Annotated in this window: 18 protein-coding genes; 8 read left to right on the plus strand and 10 right to left on the minus strand. The window is 72.7% G+C overall.

Annotation, left to right across the window (positions count from 1 at the left end; genetic code table 11):
• Window positions 1-58 precede the first annotated feature (58 nt).
• Window positions 59-277, plus strand: a complete 219-nt coding sequence (locus K4B79_RS20130) for an MbtH family protein (protein WP_232028179.1) — start codon at window positions 59-61, stop codon at window positions 275-277.
• A 29-nt stretch (window positions 278-306) separates the two neighbouring features.
• Window positions 307-1,116 (plus strand): alpha/beta fold hydrolase, encoded by an 810-nt coding sequence (locus tag K4B79_RS20135; RefSeq protein WP_232028180.1) that lies wholly within the window; start codon window positions 307-309, stop codon window positions 1,114-1,116.
• A 62-nt stretch (window positions 1,117-1,178) separates the two neighbouring features.
• Here the strand turns inward: K4B79_RS20135 and K4B79_RS20140 are convergent, their stop codons facing one another.
• Complete coding sequence (locus K4B79_RS20140) at window positions 1,179-2,387, minus strand: hypothetical protein (RefSeq protein WP_232028181.1); 1,209 nt, start codon at window positions 2,385-2,387, stop codon at window positions 1,179-1,181.
• A 138-nt stretch (window positions 2,388-2,525) separates the two neighbouring features.
• On the minus strand, window positions 2,526-4,820 hold the full coding sequence (locus K4B79_RS20145) for an MMPL family transporter (RefSeq protein WP_232028182.1): 2,295 nt from the start codon (window positions 4,818-4,820) through the stop codon (window positions 2,526-2,528).
• A gap of 470 nt (window positions 4,821-5,290) precedes the next feature.
• Here K4B79_RS20145 and K4B79_RS20150 point away from each other — a divergent pair, with 470 nt between their 5' ends.
• The gene (locus K4B79_RS20150; RefSeq protein WP_232028183.1) at window positions 5,291-6,316 is read left to right on the plus strand and encodes an ornithine cyclodeaminase family protein; all 1,026 of its coding nucleotides are present in this window, start codon (window positions 5,291-5,293) and stop codon (window positions 6,314-6,316) included.
• A 60-nt stretch (window positions 6,317-6,376) separates the two neighbouring features.
• On the opposite strand, the gene K4B79_RS20155 is transcribed toward K4B79_RS20150, so the two are convergent.
• The 3 genes from K4B79_RS20155 to K4B79_RS20165 form a co-directional block, all read right to left on the minus strand.
• Window positions 6,377-7,012, minus strand: coding sequence for a response regulator (locus tag K4B79_RS20155; RefSeq protein ID WP_232028354.1), 636 nt, complete (start codon window positions 7,010-7,012; stop codon window positions 6,377-6,379).
• Window positions 7,012-8,229, minus strand: coding sequence for a sensor histidine kinase (locus K4B79_RS20160; protein WP_374208498.1), 1,218 nt, complete (start codon window positions 8,227-8,229; stop codon window positions 7,012-7,014). The genes K4B79_RS20155 and K4B79_RS20160 overlap by 1 nt, the downstream gene beginning before the upstream one ends.
• Window positions 8,230-8,297: 68 nt before the next feature.
• Window positions 8,298-8,960 (minus strand): DedA family protein, encoded by a 663-nt coding sequence (locus K4B79_RS20165; protein ID WP_232028184.1) that lies wholly within the window; start codon window positions 8,958-8,960, stop codon window positions 8,298-8,300.
• Window positions 8,961-9,285: 325 nt separating this feature from the next.
• Between K4B79_RS20165 and K4B79_RS20170 the strand changes: the two genes are divergently transcribed.
• From K4B79_RS20170 to K4B79_RS48315, 5 genes are read left to right on the plus strand one after another with little or no spacing between them, the layout of a single operon-like run.
• Complete coding sequence (locus K4B79_RS20170) at window positions 9,286-10,434, plus strand: hypothetical protein (protein ID WP_232028185.1); 1,149 nt, start codon at window positions 9,286-9,288, stop codon at window positions 10,432-10,434.
• Window positions 10,431-11,420, plus strand: a complete 990-nt coding sequence (locus K4B79_RS20175) for a DUF6182 family protein (protein WP_232028186.1) — start codon at window positions 10,431-10,433, stop codon at window positions 11,418-11,420. Before K4B79_RS20170 ends, K4B79_RS20175 begins: the two co-directional genes overlap by 4 nt.
• Window positions 11,421-13,082 carry a GH3 family domain-containing protein gene (locus tag K4B79_RS20180; RefSeq protein WP_232028187.1) on the plus strand — a complete coding sequence of 554 codons (1,662 nt, stop codon included), beginning with the start codon at window positions 11,421-11,423 and terminating at the stop codon, window positions 13,080-13,082. It abuts the gene before it with no gap.
• A gap of 31 nt (window positions 13,083-13,113) precedes the next feature.
• Window positions 13,114-15,456, plus strand: a complete 2,343-nt coding sequence (locus tag K4B79_RS20185) for a hypothetical protein (protein ID WP_232028188.1) — start codon at window positions 13,114-13,116, stop codon at window positions 15,454-15,456.
• Window positions 15,449-16,261 (plus strand): dTMP kinase, encoded by an 813-nt coding sequence (locus tag K4B79_RS48315; RefSeq protein ID WP_232028189.1) that lies wholly within the window; start codon window positions 15,449-15,451, stop codon window positions 16,259-16,261. The genes K4B79_RS20185 and K4B79_RS48315 overlap by 8 nt, the downstream gene beginning before the upstream one ends.
• Here the strand turns inward: K4B79_RS48315 and K4B79_RS20195 are convergent.
• The 5 genes from K4B79_RS20195 to K4B79_RS20215 form a co-directional block, all read right to left on the minus strand.
• Window positions 16,251-17,297, minus strand: a complete 1,047-nt coding sequence (locus tag K4B79_RS20195) for an ABC transporter substrate-binding protein (RefSeq protein WP_232028356.1) — start codon at window positions 17,295-17,297, stop codon at window positions 16,251-16,253. The two genes, K4B79_RS48315 and K4B79_RS20195, sit on opposite strands and share 11 nt — an antisense overlap.
• A 118-nt stretch (window positions 17,298-17,415) precedes the next feature.
• On the minus strand, window positions 17,416-18,174 hold the full coding sequence (locus tag K4B79_RS20200; protein WP_232028357.1) for an ABC transporter ATP-binding protein: 759 nt from the start codon (window positions 18,172-18,174) through the stop codon (window positions 17,416-17,418).
• 119 nt (window positions 18,175-18,293) lie between these two features.
• Window positions 18,294-19,370, minus strand: coding sequence for a FecCD family ABC transporter permease (locus tag K4B79_RS20205; protein WP_232028190.1), 1,077 nt, complete (start codon window positions 19,368-19,370; stop codon window positions 18,294-18,296).
• On the minus strand, window positions 19,367-20,371 hold the full coding sequence (locus K4B79_RS20210; RefSeq protein ID WP_374208495.1) for a FecCD family ABC transporter permease: 1,005 nt from the start codon (window positions 20,369-20,371) through the stop codon (window positions 19,367-19,369). The genes K4B79_RS20205 and K4B79_RS20210 overlap by 4 nt, the downstream gene beginning before the upstream one ends.
• 340 nt (window positions 20,372-20,711) lie before the next feature.
• Window positions 20,712-21,614, minus strand: a complete 903-nt coding sequence (locus K4B79_RS20215) for an NAD(P)-dependent oxidoreductase (RefSeq protein WP_232028192.1) — start codon at window positions 21,612-21,614, stop codon at window positions 20,712-20,714.
• Window positions 21,615-21,671: the final 57 nt, after the last annotated feature.

Genomic DNA, 21,671 nt, shown 5'->3' on the forward strand with positions numbered 1-21,671 from the left:
AATTCACCCGTCGGTAGTCATTCAAGAGAACCGAAGCACGCTGAGAAGGAGCGATCGAATGAGCAGCAATCCCTTCGAGGACCCCGAGGGCACCTACCTGGTCGTCGTCAACGACGAGGGGCAGCACTCGCTGTGGCCGGCGTTCGTCGAGGTGCCCGCCGGCTGGCGGACCGCCCTCGGGGAGACCACCCGCGACGCGGCGCTCGAGTACGTCAACACGCACTGGACCGACATGCGTCCCAAGAGCCTCGTCGACGCCATGGACGGCACCGCCTGATCCGAGCACCACGAGAGGGGAGAGCCACCATGCCGGTCATTCCCGTGAACGGGATTCGGCTCAGTTACGAGGAGGCCGGCACCGGCGACCCGGTGGTGATGATCCAGGGCACCGGCGGCGGCCGTACCGTGTGGCAGCTGCATCAGGTGCCCGCGCTCACCGCCGCCGGACTCCGGGTGATCACCTTCGACAACCGTGGGATCCCCCCGTCCTCGGAGTGCCCCGAGGGGTTCACTCTTGAGGACATGGTCCAGGACGTGGCCGGTCTCATCGAACGGCTGGACCTCGGGCCGTGTGCCGTCGTCGGCACCTCCATGGGCGCGTTCGTCGCCCAGGAGCTGGCGCTGGCCCGGCCCGAGCTGGTCGGCCGGGCCGTCCTCATGGCGACCCGCGGCCGCACCGACTTCCTGCGCGCGGCGCTCACCCAGGCGGAGATCGACCTGCACGACTCCGGCGTCCGGCTCCCGGACCGGTACGCGGCCGTCCTGCGGGCCCTGAAGTCGCTGTCCCCGCGGACCCTGGACGACGACACGGCGATGGCCGACTGGCTCGACCTGTTCGAGCTGAGCTCCGTGCCCGGTCCCGGACAGCGGGCCCAGATGGAGGTCAGCAGGCTGGCGGACCGGCTCGCCGCCTACCGGGACATCCGCGTCCCCTGCCAGGTCATCGCCTTCGCCGACGACCTGATCACCCCGCCCCGGCTGGGCCGGGAGGTCGCCGACGCCATCCCGGGCGCCCGCTACGAACTCCTGGAGGGCTGCGGACACTACGGCTACCTGGAGGACCCCGCCGCGGTGAACAAGGTGCTGGTGGAGTTCCTCACCGACCCCCTGCACTGACCGGCCGCGGTGCGCGGTGAGGTGAGAGGCCCGGCGCCCGCAGGCGCCGGGCCTCTCACCGTTCAGCGGGCGCCGGGGGCCAGGGAGGCCGCGTAGCCCTTCAGGTAGGCGCGGGGGTGGACCAGGCCGTTCGCCCACAGGGTGCCGTCCGCGGTGGGGTACAGCGCCGTCACCTCCGAGCCCCGGGTGGTTCCGGGGGCCGCGACCGGCTCCCACGCGGAGCCGTTCCAGCGGGCCAGCCCCTGGTCCTTGGCGCGGTCCGCGTACAGGCCCGCCCAGAGCGTTCCGTCGTGGTGAGCGAGGGCCTGCACGGACAGCCGGTCCGTGTCCTCGTCGCCCGTCGGGGCGAGCACCGGCACATACGTCACCCGCCAGGACGTGCCCTCCCGGCGCAGCGCGAACGCCCGGGGCGCGCCGGTTCCGTCGTCGGACCAGATGTTGCGGTCGATGCCGCCGATCCACACCTCGCCGCCGCGCGCGACCACCGCGTTGGCGCTCGCCGACAGCCCGGACGACACCGGGGGCAGCGCCACCTCGCGCCACGACGTGCCGTCGTAGTGCGCCGCGTAGGGGCGTGAGGTGTCGTCGCCGGTCGAGCCGACGGCCCAGACGTCGTTCGCGGAGCCGACGTGCACGGCCTTCAGGTTGGTCCAGTGGCCCGGTGTCCCCAGCTTCGTCAGCGTCCACGCCGAGCCGTTCCAGCGGGCGACCGCGCCCCGGGTGTCCCCGACGCCCTCGCGGTAGTTGCCGACCGCCCAGACCTCGCCACGGGCGACCGACCGGGCCGCCAGCACCTCGAAGTCGGGGATGCTCCGGTCGGTCCACGAGGAACCGTTCCAGTGGTACTGGTCGAAGTGGCCCCGCACGCTGCGCCCGAGGGCCCACACGTCGTCGGGGGCGGTGCCGGTGAGGACGTCGGTGGAGGCGTCGTTCGGGGGCAGCGGCAGGCCGCGCCAGGTGCCGGCCTGCCGGGTCCACAGCGTGTGCTCGTACTCGCAGGGCAGGCAGGTGAAGCTCGTCTGCACGCTGCTGCGCGCCACGGCCGACGAGGCGTCGAAGGGCACGTAGGAGCTGAGTCCGGCGGTCGTCGGGGGCGGCACGGCCTGCCATCCGGCGGCGGCCTGCGGCTGTGTCCGCGGTTGTGCCTGAGGCTGTGCCTGCGGTTGTGCCTGTGCCGCCGGGGCGGGGGCGGCCACCAGCGCCAGGAGCAGGGCTCCCGCCGCGTACCGAGCGAGGCGCGATCGGCGTACCGGTCTGTGTGCGATCCGCATGCTGACTCCCGTTCAGGTCTGTTGGACAGGGGGGCAGAGGGGCAGGGGACAGGGGACAGGGGAGAACAGGGAAGAGGAGGGAGGGTCTTCGTCCGGGGGTGACGTAAGACCCTCCCTCCTCGGCTGAGGGACCTGGAGCTACGGCTGGCGGTAGTCAGGTCGCGAGGGGTCGCGGCGGTGCTGGCCACCGCCCCGCGGGTACGGCTGCGGGTGCGTGCCCTGCTGGTACGGCTGCTGGTAGGCGCCCTGGTCGTACTGCTGCTGCGGGGCGTCCTGCCGGTACTGCTGCGGCGCGGTGAACCCCGCGTACTGCGGCTGCTCCTCGGCGCGGTGGCGCGCGGGCTCGGCCTGGTCCGGGAGCGGGGCCGAGGGGCCGCGGCGGTCTCCGGAGACCTTGCCGGGCCACCAGTTCCACTTGCCGAGCGCGGTCATCAGCGCCGGCAGGACGTAGATCCGGATGATGACGGCGTCCAGCAGGATGGCCGCCGCGAGGCCCACGCCGAGCTGCTTGAACTCGACCATGCTCAGCGTGCCGAAGATCGCGAACACCCCGACCATGACGATCGCGGCGCTGGTCACCACGCCCGCCGAGCGGGTGATGCCCTCGCGGACGGCGTCCTTCGTCGAGGCGCCCTCGGCGGCGGCCTCACGGATCCGGCTGACCACGAAGACGTGGTAGTCCATCGACAGGCCGAACAGCACCACGAACAGGAAGAGCGGCAGCCAGGAGACGACCGCCCCCGAGCTGTGGAAGTCGAGGACGCCCTCGGCCCAGGTGTGCTGGAAGACGGCCACCAGCACACCGAACGCGGCGGCCGCGGAGAGCAGGTTCAGCAGGATCGCGGAGACGGCCACGGCCAGCGACCGGAAGATCAGCACCATGGTGACGAAGGTCAGCAGCAGGACGAAGCCCACCACCCAGGGCATCCGCTCCTCCAGGTGACCGGTGAAGTCCACACCCTGGGCCACCTTGCCGCCGACCGCGCTCTCGGCGTCCGGCACGTCGGCCATGGCCTGCGGCACCCACTGGCGCAGCAGGTCCAGGGACTCACGGGCCCCGTCGCTCTTGGGCGCGTACGGCGTGCCCACGTCGACGGTGTGGACCCGGCGGTCCGCCGACTCCTTGATCGTCGGGGTCGCGTCGTGCGCGAACAGCTTGTCGTCCGCCGTGCGTTCGAGCAGGCCCTTCAGCGCTCGTTGCACCTCCTCGGCCTCCCCGGCGGGCGCCCGGACGGCGACCTGGTGCACGGTGCCCTTGCTGGGGAAGGCGCCGGTCAGCCGGTCCATCGCCTGGACGACGGGGATGTCCCGGGACAGGTCGTCGGAGCCCGGCTGCTTGAGCTTCATGTCGAGGGCCGGAGCGGCCAGCAGGAGCAGCGCGCCCACGGACACCACGAGCGTGATGAGCGGCTTGGACAGCGCGGGGCGCAGCAGCGCGGGCCACACCCGTGACTCGCCGGAGCGCATGGTCAGCCGCCACAGGAAGGGCACCTTCGGCTTGTCGACCCAGCGGCCCAGCTTGGCGAGCAGGGCGGGCAGCACGGTCAGCGAGGCCAGCACGGCGACCGCCACGACGATGATGGAGCCGGTGGCCAGGGAGGCGAAGGTCGCCTCGTTGGCCAGGTAGAGGCCGGCCATCGCCACGATCACGGTGGTGCCGGAGACCACGACGGTGTGCCCGGAGGTCTCCGCGGCGATCTCGATCGCGTCGACGTGGGACTTGCCCGCGCGCCGTTCCTCACGTTCGCGCTTGAGGTAGAAGAGCGAGTAGTCCACGCCCACGGCCATGCCCATGAGCAGGATGACGTTGCTCACCGCGCTGGTCTCGGGCAGCACGTGGGAGGCGAGCGTGGACAGTCCGATGGCCGCGCCGACGCAGGACAGCGCGAGGACCACGGGGACGCCCGCGGCGATGACCGTGCCGAAGACGACGAGCAGGATCAGCAGGGTCAGCGGCAGGCTGATGAGCTCGGCCTTCTTGAAGTCCTCGCCGAGCGTCTCCGACAGCCCCTTGGCCGTCGATCCGGTGCCCACCTCGTCGACCCGCAGGCCCTCGTGGGCGTCCTGGACGGCGGCGCTGACGTCGAGCAGCGGCTGGACCCGCTGGTCGGCGTTCTCCGTGTCGCCCTTCATGGTCACCGGGACCAGCAGCGCCCTGCCGTTCGGCGAGGCGACCGGCTCGCCCACGCTCTCCACCCCGGACAGCGCCTTCATCCGCTTGACGACGTCCGCCGCGGCGGCCCGGCCGTCCGCCGGGTCGAGCCTCCCGCCGTCCGCGGCGGTGATCAGTACGTTCTCCTCGGCCTTCTCGGGGAAGTCGCCGGAGTGCACGATCTTGCCGGCGCGGCCCGACTCGCGGACCCCCGACTCCTCGTCGCTGATCGCGTTCGTGCCGGCCGCTCCGCCCAGGAAGAGGCACGCGGCGACGAACACGACCCACAGACCGATGGCGGACCACGGATGAGTGGCACTCCATCGCGCAATCCGTACCGTTGCCGGTTTCTTTCGCACCTTGCTTCCTTCCGTTGCTGCAGGCCCGGCCCAGGAAGCCGGTCGGATCTCGACGGGAAGAAATCTAGGTCCGCCGACATGGGGGTGGATACGAGGTAAACCGTCGTGGTGATCGTTGCTTTCCGCAGGTTCGACATACGGAAAACCGCAGGTGCGGCCCTGTGGGAAACCGCAGTGAGAAACCTGCGGAAAACCGTACCGACTTGGGAAGTCCTTGACCAGTAAAACCCGGCCCGTTACGTTCGAAGCGCGAATCTGCGGTCCCCGGAAAGGACGCGCAATGGCTTTCCGGGTTTAATTTTCCGCAGATCGCGGAGTGTAGCTCGTTACATGACCTGCGTACATTCCTTGGCATTTTGTTGCCGAGGTGTGAAGAAACTCGAGGGGAGAAAATGGAGACCACGGTCCTCACCCGGCAGCATGTTGCCAAACTCGTCAAGGAGAGCGGTAACGATCGCTTCATGGACCGGATGATCGTCCGACTCAGGGAGGCGTTCACCGCGTCGGACACCGGTGTGACCCCGGCCCGGGACGGATTTCTCCGCGGCCCCGGAGACACGGCCATCCTCGAGTGGATGCCGCACCATGATCCGGGCCGTTCCATAACGATCAAGACGGTGGCCTACACGCCGTCGAACCCCACCACGTACCAGCTGCCCACCATCATCGGATCCCTCACCCGCTACGACGACGTGACGGGCCGTCTGCTGGCGCTGTGCGACGGCATCCTGCCCACCGCGATCCGCACCGGCGCGGCCTCGGCGATCGCCAGCGAGCTGCTGGCCCGCCCGGACAGCAAGGTCCTGGGGCTGGTGGGCGCGGGCGCCCAGGCGGTGACCCAGGCGCACGCGCTCAGCCGGGTCTTCCCGCTGGAGCGGATCCTCGTGCACGACATCGAGCCGGCCCACGCGCGTTCCTTCGCCGACCGCGTGGACTTCCTCGGCCTCGACGTACGGGTCGCGGACCTCGCCGAGCTGGAGGCGGCGTCGGACATCATCTGCACCGTCACCTCGGTCGGCGTCGGCGGGGGACCCGTGCTCAGCGGCGAGAACCTGCGGCCGCACGTGCACATCAACGCCATCGGCGCCGACCTGATCGGCAAGTTCGAGGTGCCCCGCGCGGTCCTGAAGTCGGCGTTCGTGACGCCGGACCACGTGGAGCAGGCGCTGCGCGAGGGGGAGTGCCAGCAGCTCGGGGCGGACGACCTCGGCCCCGACCTGATGACCCTGTGCGCCGACCCCCGGGCGGCGGCCCGCCACCGCGAGGGGGTGACCGTCTTCGACTCCACCGGCTTCGCGCTGGAGGATCATGTCGCCCTCGACGTCCTGCTCGAACTCGCAGAGGAGGCGGGCATCGGTGACCGGATCCAGGTGGAGCACCTGCCGGACGACGCCCTGAACCCGTACTCGTTCCAGTGACCGAGACGACGTGCCGGGCGGCTGCCACGCCGTCCGGCACGTCGTCCGGTACGTCGTCCGTCAGGACTCCAGATACCGCAGTACGGCGAGGATCCGGCGGTTGTAGCCGGTGGTGTGCGCGAGTTCGAGCTTGTCGAAGATCATGTTGAGGTTCTTCTCGACCGTGCTCATGGAGATGTGCAGCTTCTCGGAGATGGCCGCGTTGGTGTGCCCCTGGGCCAGCGTCTCCAGGACGCTGCGCTCGCGCGGGGTCAGCCGGGCCAGCGGGTCGCTGTGCGTCGTACGGATCACCAACTGCCGTACGACCTCCGGGTCGATGGCCGCGCCGCCGGCCTGGATGCGCTCCAGCGCGTCGAGGAACTCCTCCACCTGGGCGACCCGGTCCTTGAGGAGATAGCCGACCCGCTCCGCGTTGGAGGTCAGCAGCTGGGCCGCGTAGTTGCGCTCTATGTGCTGGGACAGCACCAGGACCCCGACGCCGGGCCACCGCTTGCGGATCTCCAGCGCCGCCCGCAGCCCCTCGTCCGTGTGGGTGGGGGGCATCCGGATGTCGACGACGACCATGTCGGGGGTCCGGGCCTCGACCTCCCGCATCAGGGCGACGGCGTCCCCCACCGCGGCCAGGACCTCGTGCCCCTCCTCGGTGAGCAGCCGGACCAGCCCCTCTCGCAGCAGGGTCGAGTCCTCGGCCAGCATTACGCGCACGGCAGCTCCGCGGTGATCGTGGTGGGCCCCCCGAGGGGGCTGTGGACGTGCAGTCGGCCGTCCAGGGCGCCGACCCGGCTGTGCAGACCGGTCAGTCCGCTGCCGGTGGGATGCGCGCCGCCGACGCCGTTGTCCTCGATCCGGACGACGAGGACGGGGCCGTAGGCGCGGACGCTCACCAGGATCTGGGTGGCGGCCGAGTGCTTGGCGGCGTTGGTCACGGCCTCGGACACGACGAAGTACGCGGCCGTCTCGACGGAGGCGGGCAACGGGTCGGTGAGGGCGAAGTCCATCCGGATGGGGATGCTGCACCGCTCGGACACCCCGGCCAGCGCCTCCTGCAGGCCCAGGTTGTCCAGCGCCGTCGGATACACCCGCCAGGCCACTTCCCGCAGTTCGGTCAGCACGTCCTGCGACTCCTTGTGGGCCTGGGCCAGCAGGCTGTCCGCCTGCTCGGGCGTGCGGCCCCGGCGGGCGCGTCCCAGGAGCATCGCCAGCGCCACCAGACGCTGCTGCACCCCGTCGTGCAGGTCCCGCTCGATGCGCCGGCGCTCGGTGTCCACGGCCTGCAGCACCGCCGCCCGGCTGGTGGCCAGTTCGTCGATGCGCCGCTGCATCAGCTCGCGTTCCGACGGACCGAAGTACTCGCGGGCCAGCCGCGCGTCGAACGCCTCCAGCGACACCAGGCCCTGGACGTCCAGGAAGAGCAGCACCCCGCCGAGCAGTCCCTGGGTGAGCAGCTCCCGCCACTCCAGGGTGCCCCGCGCGAGACTGGCGACGAGCAGACCCGCCAGCACGGCACCGAAGCCGAGCAGACCGAGCACGACGGCGGTGATCAGACCGGCGTAGGTACGGGTGGCGAGGTAGCGCAGGATGCGGTGGTCGGGGACCGGGCGGTCGGGGAAGCTGTCCCCGAAGAAGAGCGAGCGGCGCCGGCGTTCGAGCCGGGTCAGTCGGCGGGCTCCGGCGGTCAGCACCACGAGGGCCTGGCGCCGGGTGCGCGGCCACAGCAGCAGCGGGCCGAGGAGGGTGCCGACGACGGCGAAGTACAGCAGCCCCAGAAGCGCGGTCGCACAGCCGGACAGGAGACCGGCGGCCCGCCGGGGCAACGCGGGCTGCGGCGTCGACGGAGGATCTCCTCCCGGTTGCGCGGGTCCGAGCGCCGTCGGGAGGGGCCGGGTGGTGAAGTCCGCCGAGTCCCCCTGCACGGTCGCCGAGACTAGTCGGGCGGCGCAGCCGGGGCAAGATCGCTCGACCGGGACGAGAAGGGGACCGGTCACGACGTACGGCGGTGCTGGGCGGAGCCGCGGGAGCGCAGGCGGATCACGACGTAGAGGGCCACGGCCACCACGACCAGGACGAGGACGACCTTGCTGATGACGCCGACGTAGGTCTCGACGAGGTCCCACTGGTCGCCCAGCCAGTAACCGGACAGCACGAGCACGGAGTTCCAGATCAGGCTGCCCAGGGTGGTGAGCAGCAGGAAGATCGGCATCGGCATGCGTTCCAGGCCGGCCGGCACGGAGATGAGGCTGCGGAAGATCGGCACCATGCGGCCGAAGAAGACGGCCTTGGTGCCGTGCTTGCGGAACCACTCCTCCGTCCGCTCCAGGTCGGAGACCTTCACCAGCGGCAGCCTGCCCCAGATCGCGTACATGCGGTCACGGCCGAACACCATGCCGATCCAGTAGAGGACGGCGGCGCCGACCACGGAGCCGAGCGTGGTCCAGAACAGGGCCGAGAACAGGCTGATGACACCCTGGCCGGCCGCGAAGCCGGTCAGCGGGAGGATGACCTCGCTGGGCAGCGGCGGGAAGAGGTTCTCCAGGGCGATGGCGAGACCCGCCCCGGGGCCGCCCATGGTGTCCACGAGGTCGGCTGCCCATCCCGCGATTCCGCCGGCGGGCTCCTGGGGCAGAGCCAGGGTCATGAGGTCCATTCGAAGTCTCCAGGCTGCGGGACGTTCGCCGCGGACAGGTGCCGCGATCCATGGACCACGCTAGGAACCGGCAGATCAGCCCCGGTATGAGGATTGCCGTCGAACTTGTGCGGTTCTCCGCACCCCGCACCCTGCGGTTTTCCGCAGGGTGCGGGGCGGCGGCGGTGGCACGTTCCTGCGGGGCGGGCGGCCCGGGAGGCCCGCGGTGGCAGCAACGTGCCAGCGGCCGGATTTCGTTGGCGCCCGAATTCCGGGCCCGGTTAGCCTCGCTCCATCGACCGTCAAGTGCCTTGGTACGAACGGCACTTGGCCCATGGGGAGAACCATGTGGAGACAGGATCACCCGGTGGTCGGTGAACTGGTCGGTGAACTGGTCGTGGCACCGGTGACCATCACGCCCACGAAGCCGCTCACCCCCACCCACGTCAAGGGCCTGCTGTGGACGGACGTCCTGCTGAAGGCGAGCGCCCGGGTCGGCGGCGTACGCCTGGTCTGGAACAACCGCATGGCCACCGTCACCACCCAGGCGACGGCCTTCTGGCACCACCTGGAGCTGACCGAGCCGGACACCGACTGGAGCCGCGAGTCGGACACCCGGATCGGCGAGCGGTACGTCCGCTTCCACGCCGAGCGTCGCGCGCCCGACCGCCGGGCCGTCCGGGAACGGCTGAGAAGGGCCGACGAGGACGGCTGGATCCATCCCGCCGGCCGGCGCATGCTCGACCTGTGGCGGGCCCAGCTGGACCACCTGGGCGTCGGGGACCTCGGGCTGGCCGCCGACCGCCCGCTGGCCACCGGCGCGCGGGCCATGATCGACACACTGGCCGAGCGGCGGCTGCTCGTGGACCACCGGCGCTTCGGCGGACCCGTCCATCTCGACGGCCCCCGCTGGGGGCTGCCGCTGCGTCAACTGGTCGACGGCGACGGGCACCCCAACTACCTGCTGCCGATCCTGCGCGAGCTGATCCCGCTGATCCGCCCCGACCGGCTGTTCCTGCTCGTCCACGACGACGGCATCGCCGCCGACTATCTGCTGCTCGACCGCGTCCTGACCGAGTTCGGCGCCCGCACCCTGCGCCTCCCGCTGAGCCGGGTGCCCGTGGACGGCGCGTCGCGCTCCAGCCGGTACGGCGGCTGGCGGGGCGCGACCCTCGGCGAACTCGCCGCCACCTCCGGCACCGCGGACCGGGCCGCCTACCGGCTCGGGATGCGGCTGTACTTCGCCGGCACACTGCACCGGCGCTCGGCCCAGCCGTTCCGCATGCACCTGCTGCGCCGCTGTGTGGGGCGCGCCGCCCGCCTGCTCGACAGGGCACCGGCCGGCCGCACGGACCCCGCGCCGCCCCAGCTCACGGCGACCCTCGCCCGGCTGCGGGCCCAGCAGGGCTACGTCGACCCGTACCGCCTGACCGCCGCCCTGCTGGGCAGGCGCTCCGGCCCGCCGGCCCCCGAACTGCGGGGGATCTACACATGAGCGGGGCACCGGGCACGCGGTGGCCCGACGGGGAGGCGATCCGGCCGGGCGGGCCCGAAGCGCGCGGGAAGCCGTCGCCGCGGGCGCGGTGGTCCGACGCCGAGGTGCTGGCCGCGGCGGCGCGGGCGCGTGCCGAGTCGGTCCGGGGCGGACTGCGTGGCGGGGCCGCTTCGGCCGACCCGGCTGCTTCGATCGTCCCGGCCGTCCCGGCCGTCCCGGCCGTCCCGGCCGTCCCGGCCGTCCCGGCCGTCCCGGCCGTCCCGGCCGTCCCGGCCGTCCCGGCCGTCCCGGCCGTCCCGGCTGCTCCGGCCGCCCCGGCTGCTCCGGCCGCCCCGGCCGGGACGACGGTCGCGGTCGTCGTCGCCGACCTCGACCCGATCGCGTTCCTGCGGGGGGCGGCCGACTTCGCGCTGGGGATTCCGGGCGACCTGAGGGACGGCTGGTACCGCACCTTCACCAGGACCGTCTTCCTCGCCGGCCGGCCCACGAGCGTCGCCCTCCGCCACCCGCACCGCCACCTCACCCCGACGGCGGACCTGGCCTGGTACGGCCCGGCGCCGCGCCGCCGACTCGACCCGCTGTCACGGCTGTTGCGGGCCTTCCAGGGCCCCGCTCCGGTGGCGGCGCCCGCCGGACCGCTGAGCGTGCCCGTCGCGGGCCCGTCCTCGGGGCACGTCGTGGACGTGGCCCTCGCGACGGGCGGCGTCAGCAACGGCGCCTACCTCGTGCACGCCCACCACCTGATCGCCGAGGCGGTGCTGCGCGGCCTGGTCGGACCGGGCGACACCCTGCGCGTCGAGCACACCGACACCCTCGACGTCGCCGACTTCCCCGCCCTGCGCGATCCGGCCCGCGGGGCCTCGGTCCAGACCCGGATCGCCCCCGACGACTCCGGCACCGGCACAGCCACCGGCTCCGGCCGTGACCCCGACCGGCTGCGCCTGTACGGCGTGCTCACCCCGACCCCCGACGAAGGAGGCCGCTGAATGGAGGCCGCACGTGTGCTGGCGGAGCACCGCCGGTTCCTGGAGAGCCTGGACCGGCCCGAGGAGGTGCAACGCGACCTGCTCACCCGCGTCCTGGAGCAGAACGCGGACACCGCGTTCGGCCGCGAGCACGGACTGGCCGGCGTCCGCACCGTCGACGACCTGCGCCGGGCGGTGCCCATCCGCACCCACGAGGCCCTCATGCCCTGGATCGAGCGGGCCATGGACGGCGAGCCGAGGGTGCTCACCGCGGACGACCCGGTCGTCTACTTCTCGTCCAGCGGCAGCACCGGCCGGGAGAAGCACATCCCGGTGACACCCACGTACATGCGGTCGACCTTCCTGCCCTTCTACCACGCCGCCTTCGCCCCGCTGCTGCGCACGGTGCCCGAGGCGGCGGTGCCGAACGGTGTGCTGAACCTGTGGCAGGACCCGACCGCGCCCCGGGCCACGACCCGCGCGGGGCAGCCGCACATCGGCGCCAGCCAGGTCGACTACCGCCGGTTCGGCGAGACGTCGGCCGTCGGTCCGGGCAACGACGCCCCGTGGAGCCGCATACCCGACGAACTGGCCACCGCCGACCCGTGGGACCGCGGCTACTTCAAGCTGCGCCTCGCCGCCGAACAGGACATCCGTGTCGTCGTCGGAGTCAACCCGGCGATGGTCGCCGGACTGCCCTACCAGCTGCGCACCCTGTGGCCCCGGCTCGTCGAGGACATCAGGGCCGGCACGCTCGGCGGACGCCCGCACACCACACCGAACCCGGAGCGCGCCGACGACATCGCGCGGTACGCCAAGACGTTCGGCACGGTCCTGCCGTACCACCTCTGGCCGCGCCTGAGCGCCGTCCTGGTCTGGAACAGCGCGCTCGCCTCGCTCTACCTGCCCCGGGTGCGGGAGACGTACGGTCCCGGCGTCCGGACGTTCGCCGCGCCCATCGCGTCCTGCGAGGGACCGGCCGGCGTGCCCGTCGACCGGCACCCCACCGGGGCGCCGCTGTATCTGCCGGGCTGCGTCTACGAGTTCGTCCCCGCGGACGGGCCCGTCACCGCCGACAGCGAGACGCTGCTCGCCACCGAGATCGAGGAGGGGCACGACTACCACCTCGTCTTCAGCCACATCGGCGGCATGTACCGGTGCGCCGTCACGGACGTGGTCCGGGTCGTCGGCCGGGTCGGCCGCACCCCGCGGATCGAGTACGCCGGACGCGACATCGTCCGCTCCGCCGCCGGCGAGCGGCTCACCGAGGCCATGGCCGTCCGCGCCCTGCGCGCCGCCTGCCACGACACCGGGGCGGAGATCCGCAACGCCACCTACCGCCTGGACACCGGGACAGGCGAGACGGGCGGGACAGGCGAGACGGGCGGGACCGCCGGGCACTACCAGGTCGCCGTGGCCTTCGACGGCCCGCCGGTCCCGGAACTGGCCGACGCCCTGGACGCGCGGCTGGCCCAGCAGTGCCCCGGCTACCTCGCCGGCCGCCGGTCGGGACGGACCGGCCCGGTCGAGGTGATCACCGTGCACGCGGACGCCTTCCTGCGGGAGTGGGAGCGCACCGTGCGCGGCGGCCAGCGCCCGCCCCGGGTCAAGGACCGGGTCTTCGTGCCCGCCGACGACACCTGGGCGAGGATCGTCGCCGCCCGGCCCGGGGGTGCCGTCTGATGCCGACGCCACGTCACGAAACGAGGGACGCATGACCGACACCATTCCGGGCCGCGGCCAGTACACCGAGGACGCCCGCAGACAGCGGCTGGACTGGCTGCGCGAACGCAGCGGCACTCCGCTCGCGTCGCTGGACAGCACCGCGCTGGACGCCCCGAACCTGGTCGGCAACGTGGAGAACTTCCTCGGCTCCGTCGAGGTGCCGGTGGGCCTCGCCGGGCCGCTGCTGTTCGACGGGGACACCGTGCGCGACAGTGTCGTCGCCCCGCTGGCCACCACGGAGGGCGCGCTCGTCGCGTCGGCGTCCCGGGGCGCCCGGGCCATCACCGCCTCGGGCGGCGTCCGCACGAAGGTGCTGTCGCAGCGGATGACCCGCGCACCCGTGCTGGAGTTCGCCGACCTCACCGCCGCGCACCGGTTCACCGGCTGGCTGCTCGACCGGCGCGACACGCTGGACGAGCAGGTCGGCCTGGTGTCCCGGCACACCCGTCTGACCGACGTCGACCCCCACCAGATCGGCCGCTATCTGCACCTGCGCTTCGTCTTCGAGACGGCCGACGCCGCCGGCCAGAACATGACCACGGCGGTGACCTGGCAGATCTGCCGCTGGCTGACCGAGGCCCTCGCCGACGAGGAGGAGCTGCGCCCGCGCAACCTGCTCCTGGAGGGCAATCTCAGCGGCGACAAGAAGGCGACCTTCGGCTCCATGCTGGCCGGCCGGGGCACCCGGGTCACCGCCGAGTGCCGGCTCCACCGCGATGTCGTGGCCGCCGTCCTGAAGACCACCCCCGAGGCCATGGTCAGAAGCCACACCGCGACGGTCCTCGGGTCCCAGCAGGCCGGCATGCTCGGGCACGGCGTCAACGCCGCGAACATCGTGGCGGCGCTGTTCGTGGCCACGGGCCAGGACGTGGCCTGCGTCCACGAGTCGGGGGTGTCCGTCTTCTCGGTGGAGACGGACGGCGACGACCTGGTCGCCACGATCCTGCTGCCCAACCTGGTGGTGGGCACCGTCGGCGGCGGCACGGGGCTGCCGCACCAGCGCGAGCTGCTCACCCTCCTGGGCTGCGCGGGCGCGGGCGGGGCCCGCCGGTTCGCCGAGATCGTCGCCGGGTTCGCCCTGGCCCTCGACCTCTCGACCCTGGCGGCGGTGGTCAGCGGTCAGTTCGCCGACGCGCACCAGCGGCTCGGCCGGGCCCGTCGCGTGGACTGGCTGCGGCCCGGCGACCTCGACGCGGCCCTGCTCCAGCCGGTCCTGGCCCAAGGGCTCGGCGACTCCCGGCTGCACGTCACCCGGGTGGTGCCGGGCCCCCGACTGCACGGCGACGGAATCACCAGCGAACTCGGTGCGCTCGGCGAACGCCGCAAGCTGACGGGGCTGCATCCGCTGACGGTGACCTGGACGGACGGCTCGGGAACGGCCACGACGGCCGAGCTGGTCGCGAAGGTCAAGTCACGCGGGGAGGAGGTCGTCGCCGGTATCGCGAAGCTGTTCTCCCTCAGCGGCGAGGGCCTGGCCACGGCCTGGGACCGCTGGGGCGCCGACACCGGGTTCGCCGACGCGCACCGGCGTGAACTGGCGGTGTACCGGCGCACGGAGCCCGCGCTGACGGATCTGCTGCCGCGCTGCCACGGCCTGATCGAGGACGACGAGCGCGAGGCCCACGTCGTCCTCATGGAACGGCTGCGGGACGAGGGCGGCCCGTGGGACGGCGACCGTATCGAGGACGCCCTGCGCGCCGTGGCCCGGGTCCACGGGCACTGGCTCGGCCGCGACCAGGAGCTGCTGGCCGAGGGCTGGTTGCACCACGTACCGGAGCCGGCCCACCTGGCGAAGGCACACGAACTGTGGGGGGAACTCGTCCGGCACGCCGCCGCGGAGTCGCCCGAGGTGCTGGACCCCCGCCGCCGGGACATCCTGCTCGGCATCGTCGAGGACGCCGGGTACTGGACGCAGGACCTGCACGCGCAGCCCCGGACCCTGGTCCACAACGACTTCAATCCGCGCAACCTCGCGGTGCGGGACGGCCGGGTGGTGGCCTACGACTGGGAACTCGCCACGATCGACGTGCCGCAGCGTGATCTCGTGGAGCTGCTGGCGTTCACGGTCGGCCCGCGGGTGACGCGGGCCGAGGTCGACCGGCTGCTCAGCGCGCACGCGCGGGCGGTGGCCGGGGTGTCGCCGCGGGCGGCGGAACTCGTGGCCGGCTGCGACTGGCGGCACGGCTACCGGCTGGCGCTGCGGACGTTCCTGATGACCCGGCTGGCGCTGTACGCGGCGGGCCACGCCCAGCGCGAGTTCGCGTTCCTGCCCCGGGTGACGCGGACCGCCTTCCGGCTGTGGGACCTCGAACGGACCCGGGACGGTGGGTGAGGTGCGGGTCGCCCTGGTCGGCATCGACGGTGTCGGCAAGACCACGGTGCTGCACCGCCTCCGCGAGCGGGACGACGTCGCCGTCGTGCACGCGGTGCGCGGCCACGAGGACCCGGACAGCCCTTTCTCGGACCTGTCCGCGGCGCTCGCCGAGGCCTCGTCCGCGGCGGACGCCCTCGGCCGGGTGCAGCTCAAGGTCGCCGTGCTCTGCCTCCAGTTGTGCCTGTTCGGCCCGGCGGAACGGCGGGCCGCCGGCCGGAGCCCGACGCTGCTCGCCGACCGCCATCCCCTCGTCGACCCCCTGGTGTACCTGCCGATGTTCGCGTCCGTCGCGCGGGACGCCGGGCCCGGCGGCGATGTGGAGGCGTGGTGGCACAAGCAGGAGCCGGGCGCCGCGCGGGCGGTGGGTGACTGGCTGCGGACGTGTGCGGGGACCTCGGACCCCTGGGAGCTGGGCACGGAGGTCCTGCGCTGGGGCACGCTGCCGCCGCACGAGATGCTCGACGTGCTCGGCCGCACCTTCGGGGTCACGCTGCCGGACGGTGTGCTCCTGCTCGACCTGCCCGTGGACCAGGCCCTGCGGCGCACCCGGGAACGCGCCCGGGGCAGCGAACTGCACGAGACCCGGGCCTTCCTGTCGGCCACGCGGCAGCGCTACGACGAGGTGCTGGACCGGCTGGCCCGGTCCCGGCCGGAGCTTGCCGTGCGGCGCGTCGACTGCGCCGACCGTTCCGTCGACGACGTGACCGCGCTCGTGCGGAGCGCGGTCGCGGGCATCGGGAACGGGACCGTGCCTACCGGGTGAGGCGTTCCTCCAGGTCGGCCAGCACCTCGTGGGCGGCCGTGACGCCGAGGCCGAGGTACCAGGTCTCGTCCGGGACGTCGTAGGCGTGGCCGGCCTTGACGGCGGCGAGGTTCTTCCACAGCGGGTTGCCCTGGGCCTTGGACTTGTCCGTGGCCTTGGGGTTGCCGTAGACGCCGGTGAAGATGTAGTCGCCGTCGGCCTGGTCGATGTTCTCGGCGCTGATCTCGGTGGCGAGGTCGTTGACCTGCTGGTTCTTGGGCCGCGGGATACCGGCGTCCTTGAGGATGGTGCCGATGAACGAGGCGCCCGCGTACAGGCGGATGACGCCGTCCGGCATGAAGCGGACCATCGACACGGTCGGCTTGTCGGCACCGAGCTTCTCGCCCAGCGCCTTGGCCTCGGCCTGGTAGGCGGCGAGCTTCCGCTTCGCCTCGGCGGTCCTGTCGAGGGCGGCCGCGTTGAGGAGGTAGTTCTCCTTCCAGGTGAAGCCGGGGCGCAGGGAGAACACGGTCGGCGCGATCTTCGACAGCTCGTCGTACTTGTCGGCGGCGCGCAGCTGGCTGCCCAGGATCAGGTCGGGCTTGAGCTCGGCGATCGCCTCCAGGTTGAGGTTGTTGATCGTGCCGACGTTCTTCGGGGTGCCCGCGTCCTTCTTCAGGTAGGAGGGCAGTTCGGGGGAGCCCTCGGTGGGGGCGAGGCCGACCGGCTTGATCCCCAGCGACACCACGTTGTCCAGCTCGCCGACGTCGAGGACGACGACCCGCTTGGGCCGGGCCTTGATCTCCGTCTTGCCCATGGCGTGGGTGAGGGTACGGGGCCACTGGCCGGGCTTGGCGTCGGTGCCCATCGCGGCGGTCTTCTTCGCCGCGTCGGCGAACTCGTCCCCGCCCTGCGCGACCGCCTTCTTGCCGCCGGCTCCGGTGGAGGCCTCGGCGGACGTGCCGTTCCCGTCGGACGAGCCGCCGCACGCCGTCAGGGCGAGGGCGGCGGCGAGGGCGAGGGCTGCTGCGGCGGTGCCGCGGCGGCGGACGGACACGGACATGGGAGGGCTCCCGTCGTACGGTGGCAACTGGGTAAAAATTAGGCAAGGCTCACCTTATGGGAACCATAGGGGAACCCTGTGGGCCGGCCAGGTCTGGAGTGTGTGGTTCCGGTCACGCCCCGGGGCGGGGGCCCGCCTGGCGCGGGGGCCCCGGGACCACCAGCGGGTCGCCCGTCACCGGGTCCGGTACGACGACCGACGCCAGTCCGAAGACGTCCTGGACCAACTCGGCGGTGACGATGTCGGCGGGCGGGCCCTGCGCCACGATGCGTCCGGCCCGCATGGCGATCAGATGGTCGGCGTAGCGGGCGGCCTGGTTCAGGTCGTGCAGCACCGCCACCACCGTCCGGCCGCGCTCGCGGTTCAACTGCCGCACCAGATCCAGGACTTCCACCTGGTGGGCGATGTCCAGATAGGTCGTCGGCTCGTCGAGCAGCAGCAGGTCGGTGTCCTGGGCGAGGGCCATCGCGATCCACACGCGCTGGCGCTGGCCGCCCGACAGTTCGTCCACCGGCCGCTCGGCGAGGTCGGCGGTCCCGGTCCGCTCCATCGCCTCGCCGACGTGCGTCTCGTCCGCGTCGGACCACTGCCGCCACCACTTCTGGTGCGGCTGGCGCCCGCGCGAGACCAGGTCCAGGGCGGTGATCCCCTCCGGCGCCACCGGAGTCTGCGGCAACAGCCCGACCACCTGGGCGATCCGCCGCGAGGGGATCCGGGCCAGATCGACGCCGTCGAGCAGCACGGCACCCCCGCGCGGCTTCAGCAGCCGCCCCAGAGCACGCAACAGCGTCGACTTCCCGCACGCGTTGGGACCGACGATAACGGTGACCCGCCCGTCGGGAATCTCCACGTCCAGGTCCTCTACGACCACACGGTCGTCGTAGGCGAGGGTGAGCGCGCGGGCGGCGAGGCGCGTGCCGGACGCGGGGGCGGGGGCGGGGGCCGCGGCGGGACGGTCTTCCGTCGCGTCCGGGGTCGGGTGGGTGCCGGTCACGCGGTTCCTCCGGAACGGCTGCTGCGGGTGCGGACGATCAGCCACATCAGATAGGGGGCGCCCACGAGGGCGGTGAACACGCCCACCGGGAGCTCCAGCGGCGAGAAGAGCCGGCGGGCCAGCAGATCCGCGGCGACCACGATCAGCGCGCCCATGAGCGCCGAGGACAGCAGCGGGATGTGCGGGGTGCGGGTGAGCCGGCGGGCGATCTGCGGGGCGAGCAGGGCGACGAAGTCGACGGGCCCCGCCGCACCGGTCGCCACGGACGCGAGGACCACCCCGAGCAGGCTCAGCCCGAGGCGGGTCCGGCCGAGCCGGATGCCGAGCGCGGTCGCCGTGTCCTCGTCGAACGCCGACCCGCGCTGCGCCCGCGCCGCCCACAGCAGGAACGGCACGAGGAGCACCAGGACCGTCGCGAGGGGCGCCGCCTGGTCGTAGCCGCGGCCGTTGAGGGAGCCGGTGAGCCAGGTCTTGGCCTGCTGGGCGACGAGGTAGTCGCCCTTCGTCACGAACAGCCGGGTCAGCGAACCGAGCGCCACCGAGATGCCGATGCCGATCAGCACGAAGCGGGACGCGGCGAGCCCGCCCCGCCACGCGAGCACGTAGACCAGCAGGGCGGCGAGGAGACCGCCGACGACGGACACGTACGGCAGGAGGGTGTACGAGGTCAGCCCGAACGTCATCGCGGCGACCGTCACCGCGCCCGCGCCGTGCGTGACGCCGATGACGTCCGGGCTGGCGAGCGGGTTGCGGGCCACGGTCTGGATCAGCGCCCCGGAGACCCCGAAGGCGGCGCCCACCAGCAGCCCGGTCACCAGCCGCGGCAACCGCAGGGTGCCCACGACCAGTTCGTCCGGGCTGGGCAGGCCGAGCAGCACGCGGACGACCTCGCCGGGAGAGACGTACGACTCACCCACGCACAGGGACGCCACCACGGCGGCCGCCAGGAGGACGGTGAGGGCGACGGCCACGAGCAGGGCCCGGCGGTGCAGCAGGAAGCTGCTGCCGCGCCCGGCCCGCAGGACGGTGTGGCCGGGCGGACGGACCGGCGCGCGCTCGGGGGTGTACGTCATACCGCCACCGCCTTCTTCCGCCGCACCAGGACGACCAGGAACGGCACCCCGGTCAGCGCGGTCATCACGGCCACCGGCACCTCCGAGGGCGGTACGACGATCCGGCCGAGGACGTCCGCCAGGAGCAGCATCACCGGCCCGAGCAGCGCGGCCATGGGCAGCAGGGTCCGGTGCTGCGGGCCCACCAGGGCGCGGGCGATGTGCGGTACGGCGAGCCCGACGAAGGCGATGGGCCCCGCGGCGGCGACCGCGGCACCCGTCAGCACGGTCGCGCCCAGGGCGCCGGCCGCCCGCAGCAGGGCGACGTTGCGGCCGAGGCCGCGCGCGATGTCGTCGCCGAGCGCGAGCGCGTCCAGACCGCGGGCCATGCTCAGCACCAGCAGCAGTCCGGCGAGCAGGAAGGGCCACACCTGGCCCGCGATGGACGCGTCCCGGCCGCTGATGGAGCCGACGTCCCAGAAGCGGAACTCGTCCAGGGCGCGGGCGTTCGTCGTGAGGATCGCCGAGACGACGGAGGCGAGGAAGGCGTTCATCGCGGCACCGGCCAGGGCCAGCTTCACCGGCGAGGCACCTCCGCGCCCGCCGCCGGCGACGGCGTAGATGCACACCGCGGCGACACCGGCGCCGACGAAGGCGTACCAGACGTACCCGGTCAGCGAGTGCACCCCGAGGAAGGCGATCGCGCAGACGACGCCCAGCGAGGCGCCCTGGCTGATGCCCAGGATGCCGGGCTCGGCGATGGGGTTGCGGGTGATGCCCTGAAGAACCGTTCCGGCAATGGCGAGGGCGACGCCGACCAGTACGCCGATGACGGTCCGCGGCAGCCGCAGCGACCGTACGACCTGCGCGTCGTCGCTCGTCCCGCCGTGCACCAGGGCGTCCCACACCACCGTGGGGGCGATCGCGCGGCTGCCCACCGCGAGACTCAGCGTCACCGCCAGCAGCAGCAACAGGAGCCCGACGGCCATCCACCCCACCCGCCGGCTCGCGGCTCCCGACATCCGCCCTCTCCCAGTTTCTTAGCCAAGGCTGGCCTAAGAGTACGGGGTGGGGGAGGCGGGGCTTCCGCTCGTGCCGGGCGGGGCCGCCGCGCGCAGGTGGGCGATGCCGGTGTCGAGAGCCGCCCTGAGGTGGGCCGAGTCCCCGGTGACAGCAGCCGGTGCCGGAGGGACGACACCGCCCAACCAGCGGTCGAGCGTCCGTGAACCTCAACCCACCTGGGTTGGAATCCCCCTCTTTTAAGAGGGGGAGGATGTCAAATGCTGCTCACGGTGACGGAGATGGACGACGCCATCATATGGTGACCCGCCCCGGGGCACCCGGTCACGACGGCCCCATCGGTCACGACGGCTTGCGGAACTGCTCGATCAGCGCCGCGTAGCCGTCGTCGCCGTGTCCGGCGGCCAGGGCGCGGTCGGCCATGGCCTTGACGAACCGGGGGAGTTCGGCGTTGACCCCGAGGAACTCGCTCTCGTGGACGAGGTGTTCCATCGCGGCCAGGTGGGTGTGCAGCGTGGCGTCCAGGGCCGGGTACGCGCCCTCGTCGACCTGCCGGGCGTAGTCGGCCAGCCAGCCGGCCGTGATCTCGACCCCCTGCCGGGCGAGCGGCGCGAAGGCCTCGGCCTTCACACCGGCCGCGCCGAGCAGGGCGGCGGCCTGCAGGAAGCCGTTCCCGACGCTCCACATGAGGGTCAGCACCGCCACCTCGTACAGCGAGGACAGGCCGGGGTCCTCGCCGAGATGCGCCGTGGTTCCGGCGAGGGCTCGCAGCACCGGTTCGTACCGGTCGAAGGCCGCCTCGGGCCCGCTGTAGTGGACGGCCGCGTCCGCCGTCCCGACGGCCTGCGGTACGGCCATGATGGCGCCGTCCAGATAGGCGGTGCCCTTCCGCCGTCCCGCCCACCGCGCGAGCTCGCGGGCCTCGCGCGAGGTGCCGGAGGTGAGGTTCACCAGCACCCGGCCGTCCAGGACGTCGCCCAGCGGGTCGAGCAGTTCGCGCACGCTGTGCTGGTCCGAGACGCACACCACCACGAGCGGACCGGCCGCGACGGCGTCGTGGACCGAGGCGGCGAGCCGCGCGCCCCGGGCGACGAGTTCCCCGGCCTTGTCGGGCGTGCGGTTCCACACGGTCGTCGGATGCCCGGCGCGCAGGAACGCACCGGCGAGCGCACGGCCCATCAGCCCCAGACCGATGACGGTGACGGGAACAGGGGTGGGGGCGGGGTTCGTGTCATGAGTTTCCATCTCGTGTTCCTTCCAAGGCGGTTGGCCGCTGTGGAAGGATCCTGAACGTTGAGACCG

It is taken from the genome of Streptomyces lincolnensis (genome assembly GCF_021173675.1).
Lineage (GTDB): Bacteria > Actinomycetota > Actinomycetes > Streptomycetales > Streptomycetaceae > Streptomyces > Streptomyces lincolnensis_B.

Bases quoted from the DNA above. Each gene is read 5' to 3' on its own strand.
- K4B79_RS20155 (WP_232028354.1), bottom strand. From the start codon at position 7,012: ATGCTGGCCGAGGACTCGACCCTGCTGCGAGAGGGGCTGGTCCGGCTG.
- K4B79_RS20170 (WP_232028185.1), top strand. From the start codon at position 9,286: ATGTGGAGACAGGATCACCCGGTGGTCGGTGAACTGGTCGGTGAACTG.
- K4B79_RS20130 (WP_232028179.1), top strand. From the start codon at position 59: ATGAGCAGCAATCCCTTCGAGGACCCCGAGGGCACCTACCTGGTCGTC.
- K4B79_RS20185 (WP_232028188.1), top strand. From the start codon at position 13,114: ATGACCGACACCATTCCGGGCCGCGGCCAGTACACCGAGGACGCCCGC.
- K4B79_RS20210 (WP_374208495.1), bottom strand. From the start codon at position 20,371: ATGTCGGGAGCCGCGAGCCGGCGGGTGGGGTGGATGGCCGTCGGGCTC.
- K4B79_RS20215 (WP_232028192.1), bottom strand. From the start codon at position 21,614: ATGGAAACTCATGACACGAACCCCGCCCCCACCCCTGTTCCCGTCACC.
- K4B79_RS20135 (WP_232028180.1), top strand. From the start codon at position 307: ATGCCGGTCATTCCCGTGAACGGGATTCGGCTCAGTTACGAGGAGGCC.
- K4B79_RS20175 (WP_232028186.1), top strand. From the start codon at position 10,431: ATGAGCGGGGCACCGGGCACGCGGTGGCCCGACGGGGAGGCGATCCGG.
- K4B79_RS20165 (WP_232028184.1), bottom strand. From the start codon at position 8,960: ATGGACCTCATGACCCTGGCTCTGCCCCAGGAGCCCGCCGGCGGAATC.
- K4B79_RS20150 (WP_232028183.1), top strand. From the start codon at position 5,291: ATGGAGACCACGGTCCTCACCCGGCAGCATGTTGCCAAACTCGTCAAG.
- K4B79_RS20140 (WP_232028181.1), bottom strand. From the start codon at position 2,387: ATGCGGATCGCACACAGACCGGTACGCCGATCGCGCCTCGCTCGGTAC.
- K4B79_RS20205 (WP_232028190.1), bottom strand. From the start codon at position 19,370: ATGACGTACACCCCCGAGCGCGCGCCGGTCCGTCCGCCCGGCCACACC.
- K4B79_RS20180 (WP_232028187.1), top strand. From the start codon at position 11,421: ATGGAGGCCGCACGTGTGCTGGCGGAGCACCGCCGGTTCCTGGAGAGC.